The organism is Gaetbulibacter sp. PBL-D1, assembly GCF_050509525.1.
In the GTDB taxonomy this organism is placed as follows: domain Bacteria; phylum Bacteroidota; class Bacteroidia; order Flavobacteriales; family Flavobacteriaceae; genus Gaetbulibacter_B; species Gaetbulibacter_B jejuensis.
Genome location: NZ_JBNWKB010000003.1, coordinates 51,545 through 72,977 on the forward strand (window position 1 = coordinate 51,545; position 21,433 = coordinate 72,977).

21 protein-coding genes are annotated in these 21,433 nt (G+C 32.6%); 2 read left to right on the plus strand and 19 right to left on the minus strand.

From position 1 onward, the window contains the following. Nucleotides 1-395 (minus strand): CorA family divalent cation transporter (locus ACQ0RB_RS03395; protein ID WP_430496487.1); only part of this gene is annotated, 395 nt, incomplete at its 3' end. Nucleotides 396-583: 188 nt separating this feature from the next. On the opposite strand from ACQ0RB_RS03395, the gene ACQ0RB_RS03400 reads away from it, so the two are divergent. Continuing rightward, on the plus strand, nucleotides 584-808 hold the full coding sequence (locus ACQ0RB_RS03400; RefSeq protein WP_129760079.1) for a hypothetical protein: 225 nt from the start codon (nucleotides 584-586) through the stop codon (nucleotides 806-808). Between the two features lie 99 nt (nucleotides 809-907). Beyond that, nucleotides 908-1,345, plus strand: coding sequence for a hypothetical protein (locus tag ACQ0RB_RS03405; protein WP_262732807.1), 438 nt, complete (start codon nucleotides 908-910; stop codon nucleotides 1,343-1,345). A 52-nt stretch (nucleotides 1,346-1,397) separates the two neighbouring features. Here ACQ0RB_RS03405 and ACQ0RB_RS03410 read toward each other — a convergent pair whose 3' ends face one another. From ACQ0RB_RS03410 to ACQ0RB_RS03495, 18 genes are all read right to left on the minus strand, one after another. Then, nucleotides 1,398-2,180 (minus strand): tRNA pseudouridine(38-40) synthase TruA, encoded by a 783-nt coding sequence (locus ACQ0RB_RS03410; protein ID WP_430496490.1) that lies wholly within the window; start codon nucleotides 2,178-2,180, stop codon nucleotides 1,398-1,400. A 106-nt stretch (nucleotides 2,181-2,286) separates the two neighbouring features. Then, on the minus strand, nucleotides 2,287-4,089 hold the full coding sequence (locus tag ACQ0RB_RS03415; RefSeq protein WP_262732804.1) for a zinc-dependent metalloprotease: 1,803 nt from the start codon (nucleotides 4,087-4,089) through the stop codon (nucleotides 2,287-2,289). A 97-nt stretch (nucleotides 4,090-4,186) separates the two neighbouring features. Continuing rightward, the gene (gene hisIE / locus ACQ0RB_RS03420; RefSeq protein WP_430496492.1) at nucleotides 4,187-4,783 is read right to left on the minus strand and encodes a bifunctional phosphoribosyl-AMP cyclohydrolase/phosphoribosyl-ATP diphosphatase HisIE; all 597 of its coding nucleotides are present in this window, start codon (nucleotides 4,781-4,783) and stop codon (nucleotides 4,187-4,189) included. An 85-nt stretch (nucleotides 4,784-4,868) separates the two neighbouring features. Then, nucleotides 4,869-5,624 (minus strand): imidazole glycerol phosphate synthase subunit HisF, encoded by a 756-nt coding sequence (gene hisF / locus ACQ0RB_RS03425; protein WP_430496494.1) that lies wholly within the window; start codon nucleotides 5,622-5,624, stop codon nucleotides 4,869-4,871. 1 nt (nucleotide 5,625) lies between these two features. After that, entirely contained in the window at nucleotides 5,626-6,357 is a 732-nt protein-coding gene (gene hisA, locus ACQ0RB_RS03430) for a 1-(5-phosphoribosyl)-5-[(5-phosphoribosylamino)methylideneamino]imidazole-4-carboxamide isomerase (RefSeq protein WP_430496496.1), read from the minus strand. A 78-nt stretch (nucleotides 6,358-6,435) separates the two neighbouring features. Continuing rightward, the gene (gene hisH, locus ACQ0RB_RS03435; protein WP_430496498.1) at nucleotides 6,436-7,017 is read right to left on the minus strand and encodes an imidazole glycerol phosphate synthase subunit HisH; all 582 of its coding nucleotides are present in this window, start codon (nucleotides 7,015-7,017) and stop codon (nucleotides 6,436-6,438) included. 47 nt (nucleotides 7,018-7,064) lie between these two features. Beyond that, nucleotides 7,065-8,201 carry a bifunctional histidinol-phosphatase/imidazoleglycerol-phosphate dehydratase HisB gene (hisB, locus tag ACQ0RB_RS03440; RefSeq protein WP_430496500.1) on the minus strand — a complete coding sequence of 379 codons (1,137 nt, stop codon included), beginning with the start codon at nucleotides 8,199-8,201 and terminating at the stop codon, nucleotides 7,065-7,067. After that, nucleotides 8,198-9,250, minus strand: coding sequence for a histidinol-phosphate transaminase (hisC, locus tag ACQ0RB_RS03445; protein WP_430496502.1), 1,053 nt, complete (start codon nucleotides 9,248-9,250; stop codon nucleotides 8,198-8,200). The genes hisB and hisC overlap by 4 nt, the downstream gene beginning before the upstream one ends. Nucleotides 9,251-9,339: 89 nt before the next feature. Beyond that, entirely contained in the window at nucleotides 9,340-10,641 is a 1,302-nt protein-coding gene (hisD, locus tag ACQ0RB_RS03450; RefSeq protein WP_430496504.1) for a histidinol dehydrogenase, read from the minus strand. Between the two features lies 1 nt (nucleotide 10,642). Further along, nucleotides 10,643-11,500, minus strand: a complete 858-nt coding sequence (gene hisG, locus ACQ0RB_RS03455; RefSeq protein WP_129760089.1) for an ATP phosphoribosyltransferase — start codon at nucleotides 11,498-11,500, stop codon at nucleotides 10,643-10,645. Nucleotides 11,501-11,781: 281 nt separating this feature from the next. Beyond that, nucleotides 11,782-12,597 carry a prohibitin family protein gene (locus ACQ0RB_RS03460; RefSeq protein WP_129760090.1) on the minus strand — a complete coding sequence of 272 codons (816 nt, stop codon included), beginning with the start codon at nucleotides 12,595-12,597 and terminating at the stop codon, nucleotides 11,782-11,784. 12 nt (nucleotides 12,598-12,609) lie between these two features. After that, on the minus strand, nucleotides 12,610-14,643 hold the full coding sequence (locus tag ACQ0RB_RS03465; protein WP_430496507.1) for a VWA domain-containing protein: 2,034 nt from the start codon (nucleotides 14,641-14,643) through the stop codon (nucleotides 12,610-12,612). Next, nucleotides 14,643-15,179: a hypothetical protein gene (locus tag ACQ0RB_RS03470; protein ID WP_430496509.1), complete on the minus strand. Its 537-nt coding sequence runs from the start codon at nucleotides 15,177-15,179 to the stop codon at nucleotides 14,643-14,645. Before ACQ0RB_RS03470 ends, ACQ0RB_RS03465 begins: the two co-directional genes overlap by 1 nt. Before the next feature lie 22 nt (nucleotides 15,180-15,201). Beyond that, entirely contained in the window at nucleotides 15,202-15,948 is a 747-nt protein-coding gene (gene fabG, locus ACQ0RB_RS03475) for a 3-oxoacyl-[acyl-carrier-protein] reductase (RefSeq protein ID WP_131506733.1), read from the minus strand. A 135-nt stretch (nucleotides 15,949-16,083) separates the two neighbouring features. Next, the gene (locus ACQ0RB_RS03480) at nucleotides 16,084-19,056 is read right to left on the minus strand and encodes a M16 family metallopeptidase (RefSeq protein WP_430496510.1); all 2,973 of its coding nucleotides are present in this window, start codon (nucleotides 19,054-19,056) and stop codon (nucleotides 16,084-16,086) included. Nucleotides 19,057-19,150: 94 nt separating this feature from the next. Further along, on the minus strand, nucleotides 19,151-20,023 hold the full coding sequence (gene sucD, locus ACQ0RB_RS03485; RefSeq protein ID WP_129760095.1) for a succinate--CoA ligase subunit alpha: 873 nt from the start codon (nucleotides 20,021-20,023) through the stop codon (nucleotides 19,151-19,153). A gap of 67 nt (nucleotides 20,024-20,090) precedes the next feature. Then, a complete protein-coding gene (locus ACQ0RB_RS03490) occupies nucleotides 20,091-20,498 on the minus strand; it encodes a nuclear transport factor 2 family protein (RefSeq protein WP_430496512.1) in 408 nt (135 codons plus the stop codon). After that, entirely contained in the window at nucleotides 20,495-21,433 is a 939-nt protein-coding gene (locus ACQ0RB_RS03495; RefSeq protein WP_430496514.1) for a UDP-3-O-(3-hydroxymyristoyl)glucosamine N-acyltransferase, read from the minus strand. The genes ACQ0RB_RS03490 and ACQ0RB_RS03495 overlap by 4 nt, the downstream gene beginning before the upstream one ends.

The window sequence follows — 21,433 nt, forward strand, 5'->3', positions numbered from 1 at the left end:
CTCACCTGTTCATAGTTTAACACACCATCATCTTTAAAATAAAGCATTTTAAAAACGATAAATAAGTAATCTTCAAACTCATCAATTTTAGGACGATGTGTGGTATCAACTACATCTTCGAGTGTTAGTGGATGTAAGTGATAATGCAAACCAAGTTTTTCAATGTTTTTAGTTGCGTTTAACCCATTTACATTAATCCAAGTTACCTGATTGGTCTCTTTAAAATTAAATGCATCCTCAACATTTTTAGAATCTAACTTTGTGTAAGAATCTATACTGTAATTGATAATTTCAACAGTAGTAACATCAGAAAACTTTTTCCCCTTATAGGAAATAGTTCCTGGTGGAAGGTTGGATGCTTTGTTGGGTTTTCTACGTTTTTTGATTTTCATCATTAAAATAACTTGGAGACTAAAAGTATAAAACTTAGAGCAATTGAACACATCAATTTAAGAATAACTAATAACAATTGAAATTTGACTGTAAAAAAGTTAAAACCAGCTATATTTGAATAATTGGAATTCGACTTGCATTTTGGATAAATTTTTATTATTATGCAAATTAAATCCTTCAAATAGAATATATGGGAAGACCAGCGACAAAACCTAAGAAACTCAAAGATGGTTTTTATTTAGAAATTAGAAACAAAGGGTCAAAAACAGGAATTAAACTTTACAGAGACACTAAGGCTCAAATGCTTAGAACAATTAAGGAGTATGAACAAGCCAAAGAAGTTATTATTTTAGGAGAATCTAAAAACGGAAAATGGGTTAACAAAGAACCTGTTTTACACGTTATGGAAGATTAACTTCTTATACTTTTTTATTCATTTCGCAATTATTTAGATATACTTTTAGATTATTTTCATAAATTGTTTTAAAATTTTACTAACTAAACAAAATAATTTATGAATCATTCAACTAGAACAAAACCACCAATTTGGTTTTGGATTATTAGTGTTATTGCATTAATATGGAATTTAATGGGTGTTATGGCCTACCTAGGTCAAGCCTATATGTCTGATGCTGATTTAAGCGCTTTACCTGAAGCCGAACAAGCTCTTTATACCAATGTGCCTGCTTGGGCAACTGCTGCATTTGCTATTGGTGTTTTTGGAGGTGCGTTAGGATGCTTACTTTTACTTTTAAGAAAAAAATGGGCTAAAAGCCTATTTATTATTTCATTAATAGGTGTATTGATACAGACTTCTTACAATCTTTTTGTAAGCGATGCTTTAGACGTCTACGGTACTAAAGGATTAATTATGCCTATAATTATATTGATTATTGCGCTATATCTTATTATGTTTTCTAACAAGTCAATAGCTAAAGGTTGGATATCTTAATGCTATTATAAGTTAATAAAAATCAAAAGCATCTTATCAATAAGGTGCTTTTTTATTTAAACAACATCTTGTTAAGGATTAAACCTGAGGCAGGTGCAATGTAGTCAATTGCTATATCACTATCTTCTTGCAAACTCGCAGTTATATCATCTAAGGTTATTTCGCCTTTTCCTAGTTTTATCAAGGCTCCCATCATTAACCTTATTTGATTTCTACCAAAACCTTCTCCTCTAACCCTTAGCATGTATGTGTTTTTTGGAAAGAAACTCGCTGTGTATTCTTTGTTTTCTATAATCTCGCAGCTTTCAATGGTTCTGGTGTATAATCCATTTCCTGTTGCTTTATAGCAATAACTTTTAAAATTGTGCTCACCTTGAAAAAGTTTAGCGCCTTTAATCATTATAGCTATATCCAGTTCATCTAAAATAGTTGTGAGTATTGGTGCGCAAAACGGATGGCATTTTTCGCCATGAGCAAACAAGTAAATGTACTCTTTAACTTTTGGATGTTGAATGATATTAAATTCTTTATCGACTTCTTCAATTGATAAGGCTCTAACATCTTGTGGTAAGTTGTAGTTAAACCATTTTAAGAAATAATCTTTATCGTCAATTTCATGCTTTAAAAATAGCTCTATAGCTGTTTCATTTGCTGACACCATTGCATCGGTTCGACCTGCAACTAAGGTTTTAAAATATTTGCCTTCAAGTATGTAATTAAATGTACGATCCACCATAAGGTGAAGGGTTTTTAAGTTAGGTTGTTTTTGCCAACCATGAAACCTATAGCCTAAATATTGAATTTTTATGAGGTAGTAATAGCGCTTATCAAACATAATGGCAAGAACGTTATTTTATTGAACAATCCAAAGTCTAATATTTATAAAAAAAGACCATCAAGCACGAAGCTTGACAGCCTTTTAAAAAATTACTAACTAATTATTAATCTATAACTACTTTCTTAACTTTTAGTTGAGATTGGTTTGATACTTTTACAATGTAAATTCCACTGTTTAAACCTGATACATCAATACTGTTTCTTGTTGCAGAAGTATCTAACATTTTAGTTTTAACTAAACGACCTTGAATATCGTATAAGTTAACTGTTGATTCACCAAACAACTGTCCTTTTACAATTAATTCATTATTGGTATTATCAGAAAAGATATTCAATTCACTAGCATTAGCTTCACCTATTGATAGTGTTCCTGGTTCAACATAAATTGTATAGTCCTCAGTTTGTCCATATACTAAAGAGGTGTAACACGCTGAGTCTATTAAATTAACTCCTCCAAATCTATCATCAACATCAGTCATCAATCTTAATCTCACATAACTATCATAAGGAATGCTCGCAGGATATGCTATTGTTACTGGCACAACTGCACCACCAGCTATATCTTGAGTAAAACTTTGCGTTTCTGCATCGTCATCAAAATCACCATCATTATTCCAATCTATCCACACACCTAACTGATGAAAGTTACCAGGCGCAACTTCAACATTCATTGTATAAGAATTTGCTGCATCAATATTGAAAAGACCAGTGCAATTAACACTTCTATCAAGATTACCACCATCAATACCTGTAGTAGATGTTGTATAAGTTGTATTGTTTAATTCAACACTCATCACACCTGAGTAATTGTTTCCAGCAGGTGAATTAGCTAAACATACTGCTGCAGGAGCTGTAAATCCTGGTGATGGAGCTTCATCTCCTTTAGATGCTACAATTCCTGTATCAGTCATTGCTGCTCTTGCTCTTGTTTTTTGGTCTTCGGTTAATCTATCAGTACAATAATAATAACTCATTATATTATTAACAGTATTGTTATCAACCCAAGGACTACCTGTACATGTGTTATTTGCTGGACAAGTACTTGTTTCTCTTAAGTGAGGAACAGTATCTGCACAACCATCACTATCTACACCTACAGTAGCATCGGCAGGACAAGTATCACCTACTCCATCACTGTCAGTATCATCTCCTTGAAACGTGTGATATAAATGGAAATAGTGACCAACTTCATGCACTACAGTACTATTGTCTCCATTGGAGTTTAATCCCCAACCATTAGTATTTCCAGGATCGTAACCAAAAACGGTTGACATCATTACCGATCCATGGCTACTAGAACTTTCGCTATAGAAATATGCATATCCTTGGTAACCAAACCCTCCATTATTATCGTCTAATTCAGTTACAACCCAAACATTAAAATAATCAGTTTGCGGCCAGCTAATTAAAGTCTTAATATCATTGTAACTAGCTCCATTTGACTCAGCAACATTAACACCATATTGTGAGTAACCTGGTAAACTAGAAGCATTAATTCTATTAATACCTGTTGTAGCGTTACAGTTCGGATCTCTTTGTGCTAAAGCAAATTCTATTTCAAAATCAATAGAACTATTAGGAGTTAGACCTCTGTAAAAATCGTTTAAGTTGTTTATACTACTTAAAATTTGAGCATCAGAAATATTAGATCCTGTACCTTCTGCTTCTCCAAGATGCAATACATGCACAACAACAGGAATAGTATATACTGTTCCATTACGTTGAGTTAACGTATTGTTTGAAATAAAGTTTTGAATTTTCTGTTCAGCAAGTTGCTCTTGTTGAACATAGTTAGGGTCTTGTAATAATAATTCTCTTTGAGTATCAAATGCACATTGCTGAGCAAAAGTAGAATAGCTAAACAAAGAAAACACTACCATTACAACATAAATAGTAAAGTTTTTCATGAAATCTAGTTTATAGTTTTGGGCTTGCAATATACACTTTTTCACAAAAAAACAACGCTTTATCGAAAATATTTACGTTTAATCGATGATTTGAAGCTTAGTGTCTTTGTTTAAGAATAGATATAATATCCTCTAACTTAAACCCTTTAGCCTGAAGGAGAATTAGATAGTGAAACAACAAATCTGCACTTTCATTTAAAAATAAATTGTCATTATCATCCTTTGCTTCTATCACAACTTCAACAGCTTCCTCACCAACTTTTTGAGCAATTTTATTTATTCCTTTTTCAAAAAGTGCAGCAACATAAGATTCATTAGATTTGGAATTATGTTTCCTATCAGAAATAATATGTTCTAAACTAGACAAAAACCCATAAGTTTGTGAGTTATCCTCACCCCAGCAAGTATCAGCTCCTTTGTGGCAAGTAGAACCCAATGGTTGAACTTTTACAAGCAATGTATCATTATCACAATCTACTTTTATGTCTTTTAAAACAAGTATATTCCCACTTTCTTCTCCTTTGGTCCAAAGACGTTGTTTGCTTCTACTAAAAAACGTTACTCGCTTTGTATCGATTGTTTTTTTATACGCTTCTTTGTTCATATAACCCAACATTAATACTGTTTTGGTTGCTACATCCTGAATGATAGCTGGTATTAATCCGTCATTGTTTTTATTAAAATTTATGTTCATTTTTTTCTGTCATTCCTGCGCAGGCAGGAATCTATTTAATTGTTAATTATTTTTTTGGATTCCGCATCAAGTGCGGAATGACAAGTTATAATCTTACAGAAATACCTTCCTGCATTAATTTTTCTTTTAAATTTTTTATTTCAATTTCACCAAAATGAAATACGCTTGCAGCTAAAGCAGCATCGACTTTTCCTTTAGTAAATGCATCAGAAAAGTGTTGAATACTTCCTGCTCCTCCAGAAGCTATTATTGGGATGTTTACCATGTTGGATAATCTTGCTAAAGCCTCATTTGCAAAACCGTTTTTTGTTCCGTCATGATCCATAGAAGTAAACAAAATTTCACCAGCACCTCGTTGTTCTACTTCTTGAGCCCAATCAAACAAATTCAATTCTGTTTCAATTGTTCCTCCTGCTAGGTGTACTTTCCATTCATCATTTACTCGCTTCGCATCAATAGCAACAACTATACATTGACTACCAAACTTTTCAGAAAGCTCATTAATAAGTTGAGGTCGCTTAACCGCAGATGAATTTACCGAAACTTTATCTGCTCCATTTTTCAATAATATACTTACATCTTCAATGGACGAAATACCACCACCTACCGTAAACGGAATATTAACTTGTTCAGCCACTTTAAGCACCATGTCTTTAGTGGTTTTTCTCGCTTCTAGAGTTGCTGAAATGTCTAGAAATACTAATTCATCAGCTCCATGAGTAGCATATTCTTTAGCTAGCTCAACTGGATCTCCTGCATCAATAAGGTTGACAAAATTGACACCTTTTACAGTTCTACCGTTTTTGATGTCTAAACAAGGTACGATTCTTTTTGTTAGCATTTTAAAACTGTTTTTCTAAGTCCTTTAAGTTTATAGCGCCTTCATAAAGTGCTTTTCCTATTATAACTGCTTCACAACCTAAATCTTCGAGTTTATTAATATCATCAATTGAGGTTACACCACCTGAGGCGATTAGTTTAATAGATTGACTTTCACTATTAGAACAGTTGTCAATAATTTTTTTATACAAATCAAACGAAGGACCTTCTAACATGCCATCTTTAGCAATATCAGTACAAACAATGTACTGTATTCCTTTCTTTTGGTACGTTTTGATAAAAGGAATTATTTCTAAACTACTTTGCTCCTGCCAACCATTGATAGCTACTTTTTCATTTTCACAATCGGCTCCTAATATGATTTTTGCTCCACCATATTTTTCAATCCATGTTTCAAAAGTTACACTGTCTTTTACAGCTATACTACCTCCTGTAATTTGTTTTGCTCCAGAATTGAAAGCGATATGTAAGTCTTCATCAGATTTTAAACCACCACCAAAATCTATTTTAAGACTAGTTTTGGAGGCAATAAGCTCCAAAACTCTATAGTTTACAATGTGTTTTGCTTTTGCACCATCTAAATCAACTAAATGCAAATACTCAATACCTGCACCTTCAAACTGTTTTGCAACTTCTAAAGGGTTTTCATTATATATTTTTTTGGTATTGTAATCGCCTTTGGTTAAGCGTACACATTTACCGTCTATGATATCTATTGCTGGAATTATCCTCATGATTTCTTTCCTGCAAAAGCAGGACTCTTTTTTAATTAATAATTTATTTTGAGATGCTGAAACTGGTTCAGCATAACATTATAGTTCTATAAAATTCTTTAAAATTTGTTCTCCTGCTGTACTACTTTTTTCTGGGTGAAATTGTACGCCATAAAAGTTTTTATTTTGTAATGCAGAAGAATATGTTAACCCATAATTAGTTTTAGCAATGGTTTGATTACATACTTCCGCAAAGTAGCTATGCACCAGATACATATAATCTTGCTCATTACTGTTTTTAAATAAAGGTGACTTCAAATCAGTAATGGAATTCCATCCCATTTGAGGTACTTTTAAAGCATCAGAAAACCGTTTTACACTAACATTAAATACACCTAAACCTTGAGTGTTGCCTTCTTCGGTAAAACTACAAAGCAATTGCATCCCTAAACAAATCCCTAAAACAGGTTGCTTTAACTCTGGAATTAAAAGATTAAGTTTTGATTTTTTCAACATATTCATTGCTGATGATGCTTCTCCTACTCCTGGAAAAATTACTCTGTCTGCTGATTTAATTTCTTCAGAATTATTTGTCAATATCGCTTCTACTCCTAACCTATTAAAAGCAAACTGAATACTCTTAATGTTTCCTGCTCCATAATCTATAATAGTTACTTTCATTTCTTATCGATATAATTTTTGTTGTACAAAATCACTCGAAGTGACATTTACAAAACCCCTTTAGTTGATGGTAAAATCATTTTTTCTACATCTCGTTTTACTGCCATTTTAATAGCTTTAGCAAATGCCTTAAAAATGGCTTCAATTTTATGATGTTCGTTAGTACCTTCAGCTTTTATATTGAGATTGCATTTGGCACCATCAGTAAACGATTTAAAAAAATGAAAGAACATTTCGGTTGGCATTTTACCTATCATTTCTCTTTTAAAATCAGCACCCCAAACTAACCAATTTCGTCCTCCAAAGTCAATAGCTGCTTGAGCTAGACAGTCATCCATTGGTAAACAAAATCCGTAACGTTCCATTCCTAACTTATTGCTTAATGCTTTTGAAAACACTTCGCCTAAAGCAATTGCTGTATCTTCTATAGTGTGGTGTTCGTCAACTTCTAAATCACCATCGACTTTAATATCTAAATCAAGCTGACCGTGTCTTGCAATTTGGTCTAGCATATGGTCAAAAAATGCAATTCCTGTATCAATATTACTTTTACCAGTTCCGTCAACATTAAGATTGATTGCTATTTGGGTTTCTTTAGTATTTCTTTCAATACTAGCCGAACGATCTTTAACTTTTAAGTATTGATAAATTGCTTTCCAATCTGTCGTTGTAATTGAAATACAATCTGTAATACTCTGTAAAGATGTTTCAATTTCATTGGCTCCTAAATTTGGGTCTTGAGATAAATAAATCCCTTTAGCTCCCAAGTTTTTTGCAAGTTCCATGTCAGTAATTCTGTCTCCAATAACAAACGAATTTTCTAGGTCATACGCATCAGAAAAATACTTAGTCAGTAAGCCTGTTCTAGGTTTACGAGTGTTAGCGTTTTCTTCAGGAAATGTTTTATCAATATAAACTTCAGAAAAAATAACACCTTCATTAGCAAATGCATTGATTATCTTGTTTTGAGCTGGCCAAAACGTATCTTCAGGAAATGAATTAGTGCCCAAACCATCCTGATTAGTAACCATAACCAATTCATAATCGAGTTCATTAGCTATTTTACTCATATACTGAAACACCTTTGGATAGAACTCCAATTTCTCTAAACTATCCAATTGATAATCTACAGGAGGCTCAAGCACCAACGTTCCATCTCTATCTATAAACAATACTTTTTTCATTGGTCTAAATATTTTAATGTCTTAATTAATTTTTTGTTTTCATCAGGTGTTCCAACTGTTATCCTTAAACAGTTTTCGCATAATGGTTGATTAGTTCTATTACGAACTACAATTCCTTCTGCAATTAATTGCCTATACCTTAAATTGGCATCATCTACTTTCATCAAGATAAAATTTGCATCAGAAGGGTAAATTTTTCCTATAAATTTCAAATCCCCAAGTGCTTTTATCAATACTTCTCTTTCTAAAATTAAAATCTTTACCTCTTGCTTCACTTTATTAATTTCTAATAATCGTTCAAGAGCTTTTTGTTGTGTTAATGCATTGACATTATAAGGCGGTTTTATTTTGTTTAATATCGAAATTATAGCTTCTGAAGCATAACATACACCTAATCTTATACCAGCTAATCCATAAGCTTTAGAAAGTGTTTGAGTAATAATTAAATTAGGAAAATCCTCTAGTTTACTCAACCAACTCTCTTGATTTGAAAAATCAATGTAAGCTTCATCTATAACCACAATACCATTAAACCCTTTAATTAACTCTTCAATATTTTTCGCATTGAAACTATTAGCAGTAGGATTGTTAGGTGAGCACAAAAAAAGCAGTTTGGTATTTTCTTTTTGACTCTCTAAGATAGGTTTTACATTAGGTTGAAATGTTTCATCTAAATTAATTTCAATAACCTTTACAGCATTGGTGTTTGCCAACACTTCGTACATACCATAAGTTGGAGGTAAAACAATGACTTCATCCTTAGTTGGTTCACAAAATGCTCTAAAAATCAAATCGAGTATTTCATCACTTCCATTTCCTAATAAAATCTGAGAACATTTAATCTCTTTAATTTCTGATAGTTTTTCTTTTAAACTGCTTTGTTGAGGATCAGGATACCTATTTAATCCGTTGTTAAAAGGATTTTCATTAGCATCTAGAAACATCATGTCTCTATTGAACTCTTTAAACTCATCTCTCGCTGAAGAATATGGTTTTAAAGCCTTAACTGGCGGTCTTACTATATTATTTATATTGAAGCGTGTTTTCATTTTATTGATACTTTGTCTGTTCGAGTGATTTTCCTGAAAATTGTATCGAGAACTTATTACATCTCGATACAATTCTTAATTCTTAAAAATCACTCGATGTGACATTTATAACTTAAATCTTTGAGTCTTATGGTAACCGCATTTTTGTGAGCTTGTAAACCTTCAGCCTCTGCCATTAGCTCAATGCTTTGTCCTATATTTTTTATACCTTCTTCACTAATTTTTTGAAACGTAATGCTCTTAGTAAAACTATCTAAATTAACTCCTGAATAGGATTTACTAAATCCATTAGTTGGCAAAGTATGGTTTGTTCCTGAAGCATAATCACCAGCACTTTCAGGTGTGTAATTACCAATAAATACAGAGCCTGCATTTATAATCCCATCAATAAAAAAGGCTTCGTCCTTTGCACACACAATAAAATGTTCTGGTGCATATTCATTAATTAACTCTAAAGCTTCAATATTAGAATTCAGGTAAACAATTTTTGAATTTGAAATAGACTGTTCTGCAACTGATTTTCTTGGTAGAATTTCCAACTGCTTTTTAACTTCGTCCTCTACTTGCGAAGCCATTGCTTTTGAAGTTGTCACTAAAATAACTTGACTATCTGTACCATGCTCTGCTTGACTTAATAGATCTGAAGCCACAAAAGTTGCATTAGCAGAATCATCAGCAAATACCAATAATTCACTTGGTCCTGCAGGCATATCAATTGCAACACCATATTTGGTAGCTAGTTGTTTTGCAACAGTAACAAATTGATTTCCTGGTCCGAATATTTTATAAACTTGCGGAATAGTTTCGGTTCCAAATGTTAAACTCGCTATTGCTTGAATACCTCCAACTTTATAAATTTTAGTTACACCACACAACTGAGCTGCATATAAAATTTCATTAGCAATTTGTCCATTTTTATTTGGTGGTGAACATAAAACGATTTCTGTGCAACCAGCAATTTTAGCAGGAACAGTAAGCATTAAAACCGTTGAAAACAATGGTGCTGTTCCTCCTGGAATGTATAAGCCTATTTTTTGAATAGCACGTTTTTCTTGCCAACAACGAACTCCTTTTGTGGTTTCTACGTCTACATTTTGGGTTTTTTGAGCTGTGTGAAATGTTTCAATGTTAGCTTTAGCTAATTGAATGGCTTGTTTTAATCCTGAAGGTACACTTTCAACTGCTTTTTGAATTTCTGAGCTTGTAACCAAGCTACTTTTTAAATCTACTCCATCAAAAAGGGAAGTATATTTACTAACAGCTTTATCTCCATTACGCTTAACATCATCAAAAACTTGCGTTACGGTATTTTCAATGTCGTCAATGGTTTTTGTTGGTCGTTGTAAAATTTTTGACCATTGTGCTTTACTTGGATTTATGATTGTTTCCATACTATATTACCATATTTTCTATTGGACAAACAAGAATACCCTCAGCTCCATTTGCTTTAAGTTCATCTATAATTTCCCAAAAGTCATTTTTATTGATTACTGAGTGTAGTGAGCTCCAACCTTCTTTTGCTAAAGGCATCACTGTAGGACTATTCATTCCTGGAAGAATGTTAATAATACTTTCCAAGTTTTTGTTAGGAGCATTTAGTAAAACATATTTGTTTTGTCTTCCTTTTAAAACCGACTTGATCCTGAATTGTAGCTTCTCTAATACCTGTTGTTTATCTTCACTAATGCTTGGAGACACTGCTAAAACAGCTTCTGACTTTAAAAGCACTTCAACTTCTTTTAGGTTATTTTTAAACAAGGTGCTTCCGCTGGAAACGATATCTACAATAGCATCGGCAAGTCCTATGTTTGGTGCTATTTCAACCGAACCGTTTATTATATGTAATTCAGCATTTACATTGTTTGATTGTAAAAACCCATTCACAGTGTTTGGATAAGATGTTGCAATACGCTTGCCTTCTAAATCCTGAATTGTTGAATATTTGGTAGACTTTGGTACAGCTACCGAAACTTTACAGGTAGAAAACCCTAGTTTTTCAACTATGGAAATATCTTTACCTTTTTCAACCAATACGTTTTCTCCTATAATAGCAACATCAACCACTCCATCTCTAAGGTATTGAGGGATATCACCATTTCTTAAATAAAAGACCTCTAAAGGAAAGTTTCTAGCCGAAGCTTTTAATTGGTCTTTGCCATTATCTATAGAAATCCCAACGTCTTTAAGGATTTTCATAGAATCGTCGTGTAACCGACCCGATTTTTGAACTGCAATTTTTAATTTACTCATTTTGGTTTTAATGTGTTTGAGTAAATCTTTTTTGGGAGATATTTTTACGTTTGTAAAAACAAAAAACCGCTTGATTTACTCAAACGGTTTTAAAAATATCTTGTTTTTATCCAATACATTTTCAGCTCGCTTGAGTGCAAGTATGAAAATGATGATGTAATTGAATAAAATTCATTTGTTGTTTTTGTTTGTACAAAGATTTAAAATAAAAATTTAAAAATCCAAATGAACTATTTAATATTTAGAAATTTTTAGCAATTTCTAGTTTTAATAGAATTTAATTATTGATTTCCTAAAATAATTGGCATTCCAGAATCTCCAGAACCAATAACAATTACTTTACTATTTGGTGACTCTGATAGTTTAATAGTTGCTTCAATACCTTTGTCTTGAAGAATTTTATCGGTTAAGGAAGCACTTAAAATTTTATTTGCATCAGCTTTACCCTGAGCTTCAATAATTTGTTTTTCGGCTTCTTTTTGGGCTGTAACCAACCTAAACTCGTATTCTAAAGACTCTTGCTCTTGTTTTAGCTTTCGTTCAATGGCATCCTTAATAGTTGGTGGTAAGGTAACATCACGCACTAAAACTTCATTAAGCTGAATATATTGGTCTTCAACAATGTTTTTGGTTTCTACAAAAATTTCTTGTTGAATAGCATCACGCTTACTTGAATACAACTGCTCAGGTGTGTATCGACCTACAACACTACGAGCTGCTGAACGAATTGCTGGCAACAACACTCGCTCTTTATACATTTCACTTTTTTCTTGGTGTAGTTTTCCTAAGTTAGAAAAATCTGGTTGAAACCAAACTGAGGCTTCTAATTTAATGTCTAATCCGTTTGATGAAAGTACATTCATTTTTTCCAAAACTTCTTGTTGCCTTACTTCATAAACATGTACTTTATTCCATGGTGCTACAATATGAAAACCTTCACCTAAAGGTGGCTTATCAGTCACTACACCTCCTCCAAAAGTTTTATATAACACACCTGCTTCACCAGAACCAATGGTTACTGCAGATTTAGCTAATACAATTATTAAAAGTACTACTCCAATTATGATGGGTAGTCCTATCTTTGGTAACTTATCCATTTTTGTTAGTTTTTAAATTAATCCGTTATATTTTCTGATAAACCACTCAGCAGTCAAGCTTAAAACTATGACAGCGAGTAAGTATTTCCAATCGATTAAAGGTACAACATTTTTGCTGCTTTTTTGTAGTGTTGCAAACCTAGTATCGCTCGTTAACGTTTTTACTAAGCTGCTGGTATTATCAATGAAAAAAGAGTTTCCTTTAGTGGATGCTGCAAGTCTTTCTAACTTAGCGACATCAGCATTAAGAAACTGTTGTTCTACATTATAGTCTAAAATTTTCAGTTCGCCAGATTGAGATACATTTTCACCAGTAACTGATACCGTAAAACTGTATTCGCCAGCAGGAATTCCACTTAAATCTACCTGATAACCATTATTTTTTAGTACAAAAGGAAGTGTTCTGGAGTTGTTAGTTTCTTTATCTTTTAAAGTGATGTTTAAATTACCACTAGTGTCAAACTCATAGTTTTTATTAAAATATTGAGCATTAATTTTTAAGTCTTCATTTCCGTTGTAAAAAGACTCGTATTCAACGTTTAGTCTTGTACGTCTTTGTTTAGAACTTAAATATTGAACCATCTTACCGATAAAATTATCAAACGGTTCAAAAGATTTTTGCTCAAGAAAACTTTGTGCTCGCCATTTCCAAATACCTTCACCATTAAGTAAGGCTTCTCGTGTTTCATTAATTTCAAAAGTAGCTAGCAAAGGTTCTCCTATAGCTATTCCATTTACAGTTTTATAGCAAATGGTTTGAATTGGTAAGTTAAATTCGGTTTCGCCATATTCTGAACGCAAAGGAGGAAATTCATCAAAACTGACATTTTCAATAATAAAAGGTGTGTAATTTAAGTTTAACTCTGGTAAAAAATCTTCGGTTTGATTGGTTATTGTTTGCTTGTAATTACTTTGTAGCGCGTTAAGTGCATTCCAACTTGTTTTTGTACCAGCAATTACCCATTTATTAATTTTTAAACGATTGATTTCATCAAACGCTTGTTTAAACTTCATATTAGGTTGATACACTATTGCTAGCTGATAGTCGCCTGCGTTGGAAACAAACTCTTCAGGTGTTACAAGTGTTGCTTGACGCTGTTCGTTACTTTCAATACTCTTTTTTAAGGCTCCAATATCAGGATGCAAAATATCAGAAACTATAGCTACGTTTGTTTTTTGGTCTATAACTTCTACAGCAAAGTTTTTTATATTGTTTACTGTGTTTTTTTCGTTCTCTATCGGAACAATTTCAGCTTTATAACTTGACACTCCTGCTCTATTAGCTGGTAAAGTTAAATTAATGACTTTTGAAGTGCTTGTTGCTGTAAAATTGATATTTTGCGAATACACAACTGTGTTTCCTGAAGTGATATTGAAAGTGGTTGAAACCGAACCTTCTCCACTGTAAACAAGAATAGCTTCAATAGGAAATCTATTTTTCAAGTATGCATATTTATTGACATTCAACTGCTGGATTTTTAAATCAATAAACTGTGTAGTATCTCCTAAAATTATTGGGTAAATAGGCTGCTTATACTTATTTGTAGAAAACTCATAATCGTTACCGTAGGTTTGGTTTCCATCGGTTATCAATAGCGTTGGAGCTACTGAATTACTATAAATTTCTGATAAGCGGTCAAATGCTAAAGCCATATTAGATTGTCTATCAGAATAGGATAACGAATCTGTTTTAGATAAGGTTTTTCCGAAGGTATAAAACTCTAGATTAAAATTTTCATTTAAAGAGTCATTGGCTTTTAAGCGTTCAATTAACTCATTGGTATTATTGCTTTGGTTTAAATACCTAACAGACTCTGAATTATCAGTGGCTATAACAAGTGTTGGTTTTTCATTGTAATAAGTGGTTTGCTCAAATTTTGGATTGATAAGTAAAAGCATAATAGCAAACAAAGTCACAAATCTTAAAACAGCTAAAAACTTATGACTATTGCTCTTACTTTTTGATTTATATATATACTGAAAAAGCGCTAATAAAAGCGCTATGATTCCAGATAGTATTATATATATAATGGTGCTTTCTTGCACTATTGTTTAACTTTTATAATTTCAAAACCGTCTAAAAAACGTTCTATTTTACTATTATTATCATTTTCAGGAGTGCAAATTACTTGAGAAATGTACATTGAGTTTGTAACTAAAGTAACACGTATGTATATAAAACCGCCTTGAATTTCAATTTTTACATCTCTTCCTGGATAGCCATTGAAGGTGATTTTTTTATCAAATATTAAAGTGCCGTTTACATTACTTACTGCTCCTTTAACTGCTCCATCTAAAACAGTAGTATTATACTTATCATCTGCATCTATAAATTGTTCTTCAGGATAATCAGATTTTATTGTACTATACACAACATTATCGTCTTGTTGTGGAGTACACATAATCATATGCATATCTAGTGTTCCTACTGCTGTATCAACTTGTTGTACAGTACGCTTAGGCGTTTCGGGAAAATATGCTATAAAGGCTAAATCTTCAGATTTGTACTTTTGCCAATCTTGAGCTATTGCCTGAATAGATAATAAGCAACAAATTGCAATTAAATAAGAGAGTTTTTTCATAAGATTTGAAATAATATATTGATTAGGTTAGCATTCCTCCATCAACGTTTAGGGTTTGACCAGTAACATAAGCACTCATATCACTAGCTAAAAACACACATACGTTTGCAATATCTTCTGGTGTACCACCACGTTTTAAAGGTATTGCATCTCTCCATCCTTTTACTGTATCTTCATCTAGTTTTGCAGTCATTTCAGTTTCTATAAACCCAGGAGCAATCACGTTACTTCTGATGTTTCTTGAACCTAGTTCTAAGGCAACCGATTTTGAAAATCCTATTATACCAGCTTTTGATGCTGCATAATTAGTTTGTCCTGCATTTCCTTTAACACCAACAACAGAACTCATATTAATGATAGATCCTTTACGTTGTTTTAGCATAGTACGTTGTACTGCTTTTGTCATATTAAAAACAGATTTAAGGTTAACTTCAATAACCTTGTCAAAATCTTCTTCAGTAATACGCATTAATAGGTTGTCTTTTGTAATACCTGCGTTGTTTACTAATATATCAATGCTTCCAAATTCTTTTACAACGTCATCAGCCAATTCTTGAGCTTGATTAAAATCTGCAGCATTACTTTGATAGCCTTTAGCTTTAACACCAAGTGCGTTTAATTCATTTTCTAATTGATTAGCAGCTTCTACAGAAGAGCTATAGGTAAAAGCCACATTGGCTCCGTGTTGTGCAAAAACTTCAGCAATTCCTTTTCCTATACCTCTACTTGCACCTGTGATAATAGCTGTTTTTCCTTCTAAAATTTTCATTGTTAGTTTTAATATTAGTTGATGTTCAAATATAGCAAATACAAGTTGCACGAAATAAAAAAACCTCACAAATTCTTGTGAGGTTTTTAACATTGTTATTGAGATTCCGAAACAGGTTCGGAATGATAATTTCAATTACAGCTTTACGTCTTCAGGCTTTTCGTAGTTGAATAAATGATCAACATCCATTTCTTGCACTTCTCCTAATTTGCTTAACGCTTTAAAGTCGATTTCTTTTTTGTTACCAATAACCATTACGTTATAGTTTTCACCCTTAATATTTGTATTGAAGAAGTTTCTTAAATCTTCAATAGTCATATCTTTTATAGTGTTATAGATTTCCTCTCTGTTATCGTTATCTATACCTCTTTTTTGAAGTCCTTCATAAGTCCAGAAGATATTAGATTTTGTAATACGTTGTGCAGCAATCTTTTTTAATGTAGCTTCTTTAGCAGCATTAAATTGCTCTTCAGCTTCAGGCATATTAGTCATAAGCTCCATCATTGCATCTACTGCTTGTGGCATCTTGTTTGCTTGAGTACCAATGTAAGCCATTACATAGTTAGACTCGTCTTTATCACTTGCATTACTATAGCTAGAAAACGCTGAGTAAGCTAACGATTTAGACTCTCTAATTTCTTGGAATACAATTGAAGACAAACCACTACCAAAATATGTGTTGAATAAAGTAGAAGCTGCCATGTTTTCAGCTTTAAAAGGTTCTCCTTTTGCTAAAAATAACATTTCAGACTGTACCATATCGTAATCTACAAAATACACGTTACCTCCTGTTTCTTTTTCAACATAAGCTGTAGCTTCAGGGTATTCTTTTAACTCAGTAGGTAAAATGTGATGTGTATTTAACGCTGCAATAGCTGCTTCAACATCTTTACCATAATAGAATACACGCTGTTTGTAGTTTTTCATGTCTTTAACTAAGTCAACTAACTCTTGTGGATTTACTGTTGCTAGTTCACTAGCTTGCATGATGTTTCTTAATCTTGAATTTTCACCATACTTACCGTAGTTCATTAATCCGTTAAAAAGAATATTTCCTTTTTGAGTTTTACCGTCTTGTCTTCCTTTTATGATTTGATCAACATACTTATCATAAGCTTCTTGGTCTGGAACAGCATTAGCCCATAAATGCTCTAATAGCTCTAGCCCTTTAGGCAAGTTTTCTTTTAAACCACTTAAACCTACATAAGACTTCTCTGAACCTGCACTTACATAATAATCGATACCTAATTTGTAAAATTCTTTCTTAAGATCTTCAGCTGAGTATTTATCAGTTCCTAAGTACTCTAAATATCCAACAGCTAATCCTAACTTTTTATCGTTATCACTTCCCATATCAAAAATGATATTTAAGTCGAAAAGATCGTTCAACTCATTTTCAATATAAGATACTTTAATTCCATTATCGGTTTTGGATTCTTTAATCGCTGTTTTGTAATCAACGTATTGTGGCTGTAATTCAGCTGCTTCAATAGCATTAAAGTTTGTTAAGTACTCAGAGCTCTTATCTCTGTTAAGATTTACAGGAGTAATACCAGGATTTTCAACCTTTACGATTGAGTTATCTTCTCCTTGACGCTTGTAGGTTACTACATAATTGTCTTTGTAAAAACCATTAGCAAAATCTACTAATTCTTGTTTAGTGATTTTCTTTAAATCATCTAAAAACTTCACTTTTCTTTGCCAATCTTCGTGGTGAATGAAAGCATTATAATACATTGAAGCTAAAGCGGTACTGTTTTCGTACTGTCTAGTTTCGCTAAGCTTAAGGTCGTTAATAACTGCGTCTAACATCCAATCTTCAAATTCTCCTTTTTTAAGCTTATCTATTTGGGCTAATAGTAAATCTTTAACTTCATCTAGTGTTTGTCCTTCTTTAGGAGAACCATTAAATGTATGGTATCCATAATCATTTAAAAAAGTAGGAGAACATCCAGCATATTGTACAACTTGTTGCTGATTTAAATTTAAATCAATTAAACCTGCTTTACCATTAGCTAAAATCATATCGGCAAGTGTCATTAATTTTTCTTCATCGGTATTTACACCTTTAGAACGGAAAGCTATAGATACACTTTCTGATTCTGGACCAAACACTTCTTTTACAATTGGAGCAGTTATTGGCTCTTCAACTGGCAACGTAGGGTGTGTAACTTCTTTACGCTCTAATTTTCCAAAAGTTTCATTTACCTTTTTTATTGTAGCATCAAAATCTAAATCACCAACTAATACCATTGCCATGTTATTTGGCACATAATATTTATCGAAATAATTATGAATTGCTACCATTGAAGGATTTTTTAAGTGCTCTCCTGTACCAATAGTAGTTTGTTGTCCGTAAGGGTGGTTTGGAAACAAACCATCTAACATTGCTGCGTATGATTTTCTAAAATCGTTATCCTGACCTCTGTTAAACTCTTCAAAAACAGCTTCAAGTTCAGTATGAAATAAACGCAATACTAACTGGCTAAAACGCTCACTTTCTAATTTTAACCATTTATCTAACTCATTAGCAGGAATTTTGTTTTTGTAAACTGTTTCCTCAAACCAAGTATGTGCATTTGTTCCTGTAGCTCCAAGAGAGCTAACCATTTTATCATACTCGTTAGCTACACAATAGTTTGAAGCCTCTAGCGATACTTCATCTATCTTCTTATAAAGCGCTTTTTTCTTTTCAGGATCAGTTTCAGCTTTATGCTCTTCGTACAAATCAGAAATTTGCTTTAAATACTCTTTTTCTTTTTCCCAGTCTAACGCACTAATCTCATCAGTACCTTTAAACACCATGTGCTCTAAGTAGTGTGCTAATCCAGTAGATTCTTTAGGATCATAGTTAGAACCAGCTCTAACTGCTATGTAAGTTTGAATTTTTGGCTCGTCATTATTTTTACTTAAGTATACTTTTAAACCATTGTCTAGAGTATACAAACGTAAACCTGTTGGATCGTTTTCAACAGTTTCATAAGAAAACCCACTAGCGTCTTTATGTGTTTCAACAGCATAAGCCAAAGTGTCATTGCCTTTATCGGTTTTGCAGCTAAACACTACAAACAGTGATAAACACAAGTAAAGTAATTTAAATTGTTTCATTTGTTGATTTGTTAATTGATAAAAAAATTCCGTTGACTAAGATACAGCCAACGGAATGATAACGAGATATTTTTGTATATATTTTAACAAAAAGTTATGATAAAACTTCTGCTACTTTTTTACCTATTTCAGCAGGTGAATCAACTACATGAATTCCACAATCTCTCATAATTGCTTTTTTAGCTTGGGCAGTATCGTCACTACCACCAACTATAGCTCCAGCATGACCCATTGTACGTCCTGCAGGCGCAGTTTCACCAGCTATAAACCCAATAATAGGTTTTTTGCTTCCGCTGTTTTTATACCATTTAGCAGCATCAGCTTCTAATTGACCTCCAATTTCTCCAATCATAACAACAGCTTCAGTTTCTGAATCGTTAATTAACAACTCAACAGCTTCCTTAGTCGTTGTTCCAATAATTGGGTCTCCACCAATACCAATTGCTGTAGTAATTCCTAAACCTTGTTTTACTACTTGGTCAGCCGCTTCATAAGTTAATGTTCCTGATTTTGAAACAATCCCTACTTTTCCTTTTTTGAAAACGAAACCAGGCATAATACCTACTTTAGCTTCACCAGGAGTAATTACTCCAGGACAGTTAGGACCTATTAAACGACAATCTTTATCTTTAATATAGTTTGAAGCCGTAATCATATCAGCAACTGGAATACCTTCAGTAATGGTGATAATTACTTTAATACCAGCATCAGCAGCTTCCATAATTGCATCAGCAGCAAACGCTGGTGGTACAAATATAATAGTTGTATCTGCTCCTACTGAATCAACAGCTTCTTTTACAGTGTTAAAAACTGGTTTATCTAAATGAGTTTGACCACCTTTTCCTGGTGTAACACCTCCAACAACATTGGTTCCATACTCAATCATTTGTCCAGCGTGAAAAGTACCTTCACTACCTGTAAAACCTTGTACTATAATTTTTGAATTCTTATTTACTAAAACGCTCATCTATATTTTGATTTTTATTTTAAAAAACGTTACAAAAATACTGTTTTAACACCTATAAAAAAGTGTTTTATACTTTTATTTTTAAAAATGATTTAAGACTCTCTAAACTTACATCTGCTTGCTGGCTTATTTCGTAACCACGATAGAGTTTATTGTCTTTTAACTCCCAGATAGTTATAAAATGTGCCATTGGTTGTTCTTCATCAGGATCTTCAATTGTTCTTACATGAACAGTATATCTCGTAGTCACAAAATTTTCATCAGCTAACAGATGACTGATTTCAACTCTAAACGATTCATACGTTCTACTGATATCTAAGAATAAATCTTTAATATCATTAAACTTTAAAACAGAAAACCCTTTACTACTACTCCAATGCAGTAAACAATCTTTATGTAGATAATTATCAATTACAGTTGTATCATTGGCAAAATCTGATTCATAAAAACGTTTTACATATTCTTTTGGAGTCATGATTTATTTTTTAATTGTTCTAAAATTTCAGGAATCTTCTTGATAGAAGCTATTTCTTTATATTTAGATCTAAAATCGTCTGCTGGTGTCCCAAAATAGCTATTGTTACCTTCAAGAGATTTACTTACTCCTGATTGTGCAGAAATAACTGCTTTTGAGCCTATAGTAATTCCACTTGTAATACCTACTTGTCCCCAAATAGTTACTTCATCTTCAATTACTACACAACCTGCAATACCTACTTGCGATGCAATGAGACATTTTTTACCAATAACAGTATCATGCCCTATTTGAATTAAGTTATCTAGCTTAGAACCTTCTCCAATGGTCGTATCTCCTGTAACACCTTTATCTATTGTACAAGAAGCTCCTATATCAACATTATCTTGAATAACTACTCGACCTCCAGAAAGTAAACGATCAAAACCAGTTGGTCTTTTTTTGTAGTAAAATGCATTTGCGCCTAATACAGTACCTGAATGTATTGTAACATTATCACCAATAACAGCATCATCATAAATACTTACATTGGAATGGATAACACAATTGTCACCTATTATAACATTATTACCAATAAAACAATTGGGCTGAATAACTGTGTTTTTTCCAACTTTTGCAGTCTTTGATATTGCAATATCAGAAGCTTGAAACGGTTTAAAATGTTGCGTGAGTTTATTAAAATCTCTAAAAGGGTCATCACTAATTAATAGTGCTTTTCCTTTAGGACATTCTACCTCTTTATTAATTAATATTATGGTTGCAGCAGATTGTAATGCCTTATCATAATACTTAGGATGATCAACAAACACAATATCTCCTGATTCAACCACATGAATTTCGTTCATGCCCAAAACAGGAAAGGTCTCTTCTCCAACATAATCACACTTAATTATGCTAGCTATTTCTTTTAAAGTATGTGGTTTAGAAAATTTCAA

Coding starts and splice junctions, on each gene's coding strand:
- ACQ0RB_RS03400 (WP_129760079.1), top strand. CDS start 584: ATGGGAAGACCAGCGACAAAACCTAAGAAACTCAAAGATGGTTTTTAT.
- ACQ0RB_RS03405 (WP_262732807.1), top strand. CDS start 908: ATGAATCATTCAACTAGAACAAAACCACCAATTTGGTTTTGGATTATT.
- ACQ0RB_RS03410 (WP_430496490.1), bottom strand. CDS start 2,180: ATGTTTGATAAGCGCTATTACTACCTCATAAAAATTCAATATTTAGGC.
- ACQ0RB_RS03415 (WP_262732804.1), bottom strand. CDS start 4,089: ATGAAAAACTTTACTATTTATGTTGTAATGGTAGTGTTTTCTTTGTTT.
- hisIE (WP_430496492.1), bottom strand. CDS start 4,783: ATGAACATAAATTTTAATAAAAACAATGACGGATTAATACCAGCTATC.
- hisF (WP_430496494.1), bottom strand. CDS start 5,624: ATGCTAACAAAAAGAATCGTACCTTGTTTAGACATCAAAAACGGTAGA.
- hisA (WP_430496496.1), bottom strand. CDS start 6,357: ATGAGGATAATTCCAGCAATAGATATCATAGACGGTAAATGTGTACGC.
- hisH (WP_430496498.1), bottom strand. CDS start 7,017: ATGAAAGTAACTATTATAGATTATGGAGCAGGAAACATTAAGAGTATT.
- hisB (WP_430496500.1), bottom strand. CDS start 8,201: ATGAAAAAAGTATTGTTTATAGATAGAGATGGAACGTTGGTGCTTGAG.
- hisC (WP_430496502.1), bottom strand. CDS start 9,250: ATGAAAACACGCTTCAATATAAATAATATAGTAAGACCGCCAGTTAAG.
- hisD (WP_430496504.1), bottom strand. CDS start 10,641: ATGGAAACAATCATAAATCCAAGTAAAGCACAATGGTCAAAAATTTTA.
- hisG (WP_129760089.1), bottom strand. CDS start 11,500: ATGAGTAAATTAAAAATTGCAGTTCAAAAATCGGGTCGGTTACACGAC.
- ACQ0RB_RS03460 (WP_129760090.1), bottom strand. CDS start 12,597: ATGGATAAGTTACCAAAGATAGGACTACCCATCATAATTGGAGTAGTA.
- ACQ0RB_RS03470 (WP_430496509.1), bottom strand. CDS start 15,179: ATGAAAAAACTCTCTTATTTAATTGCAATTTGTTGCTTATTATCTATT.
- fabG (WP_131506733.1), bottom strand. CDS start 15,948: ATGAAAATTTTAGAAGGAAAAACAGCTATTATCACAGGTGCAAGTAGA.
- ACQ0RB_RS03480 (WP_430496510.1), bottom strand. CDS start 19,056: ATGAAACAATTTAAATTACTTTACTTGTGTTTATCACTGTTTGTAGTG.
- sucD (WP_129760095.1), bottom strand. CDS start 20,023: ATGAGCGTTTTAGTAAATAAGAATTCAAAAATTATAGTACAAGGTTTT.
- ACQ0RB_RS03490 (WP_430496512.1), bottom strand. CDS start 20,498: ATGACTCCAAAAGAATATGTAAAACGTTTTTATGAATCAGATTTTGCC.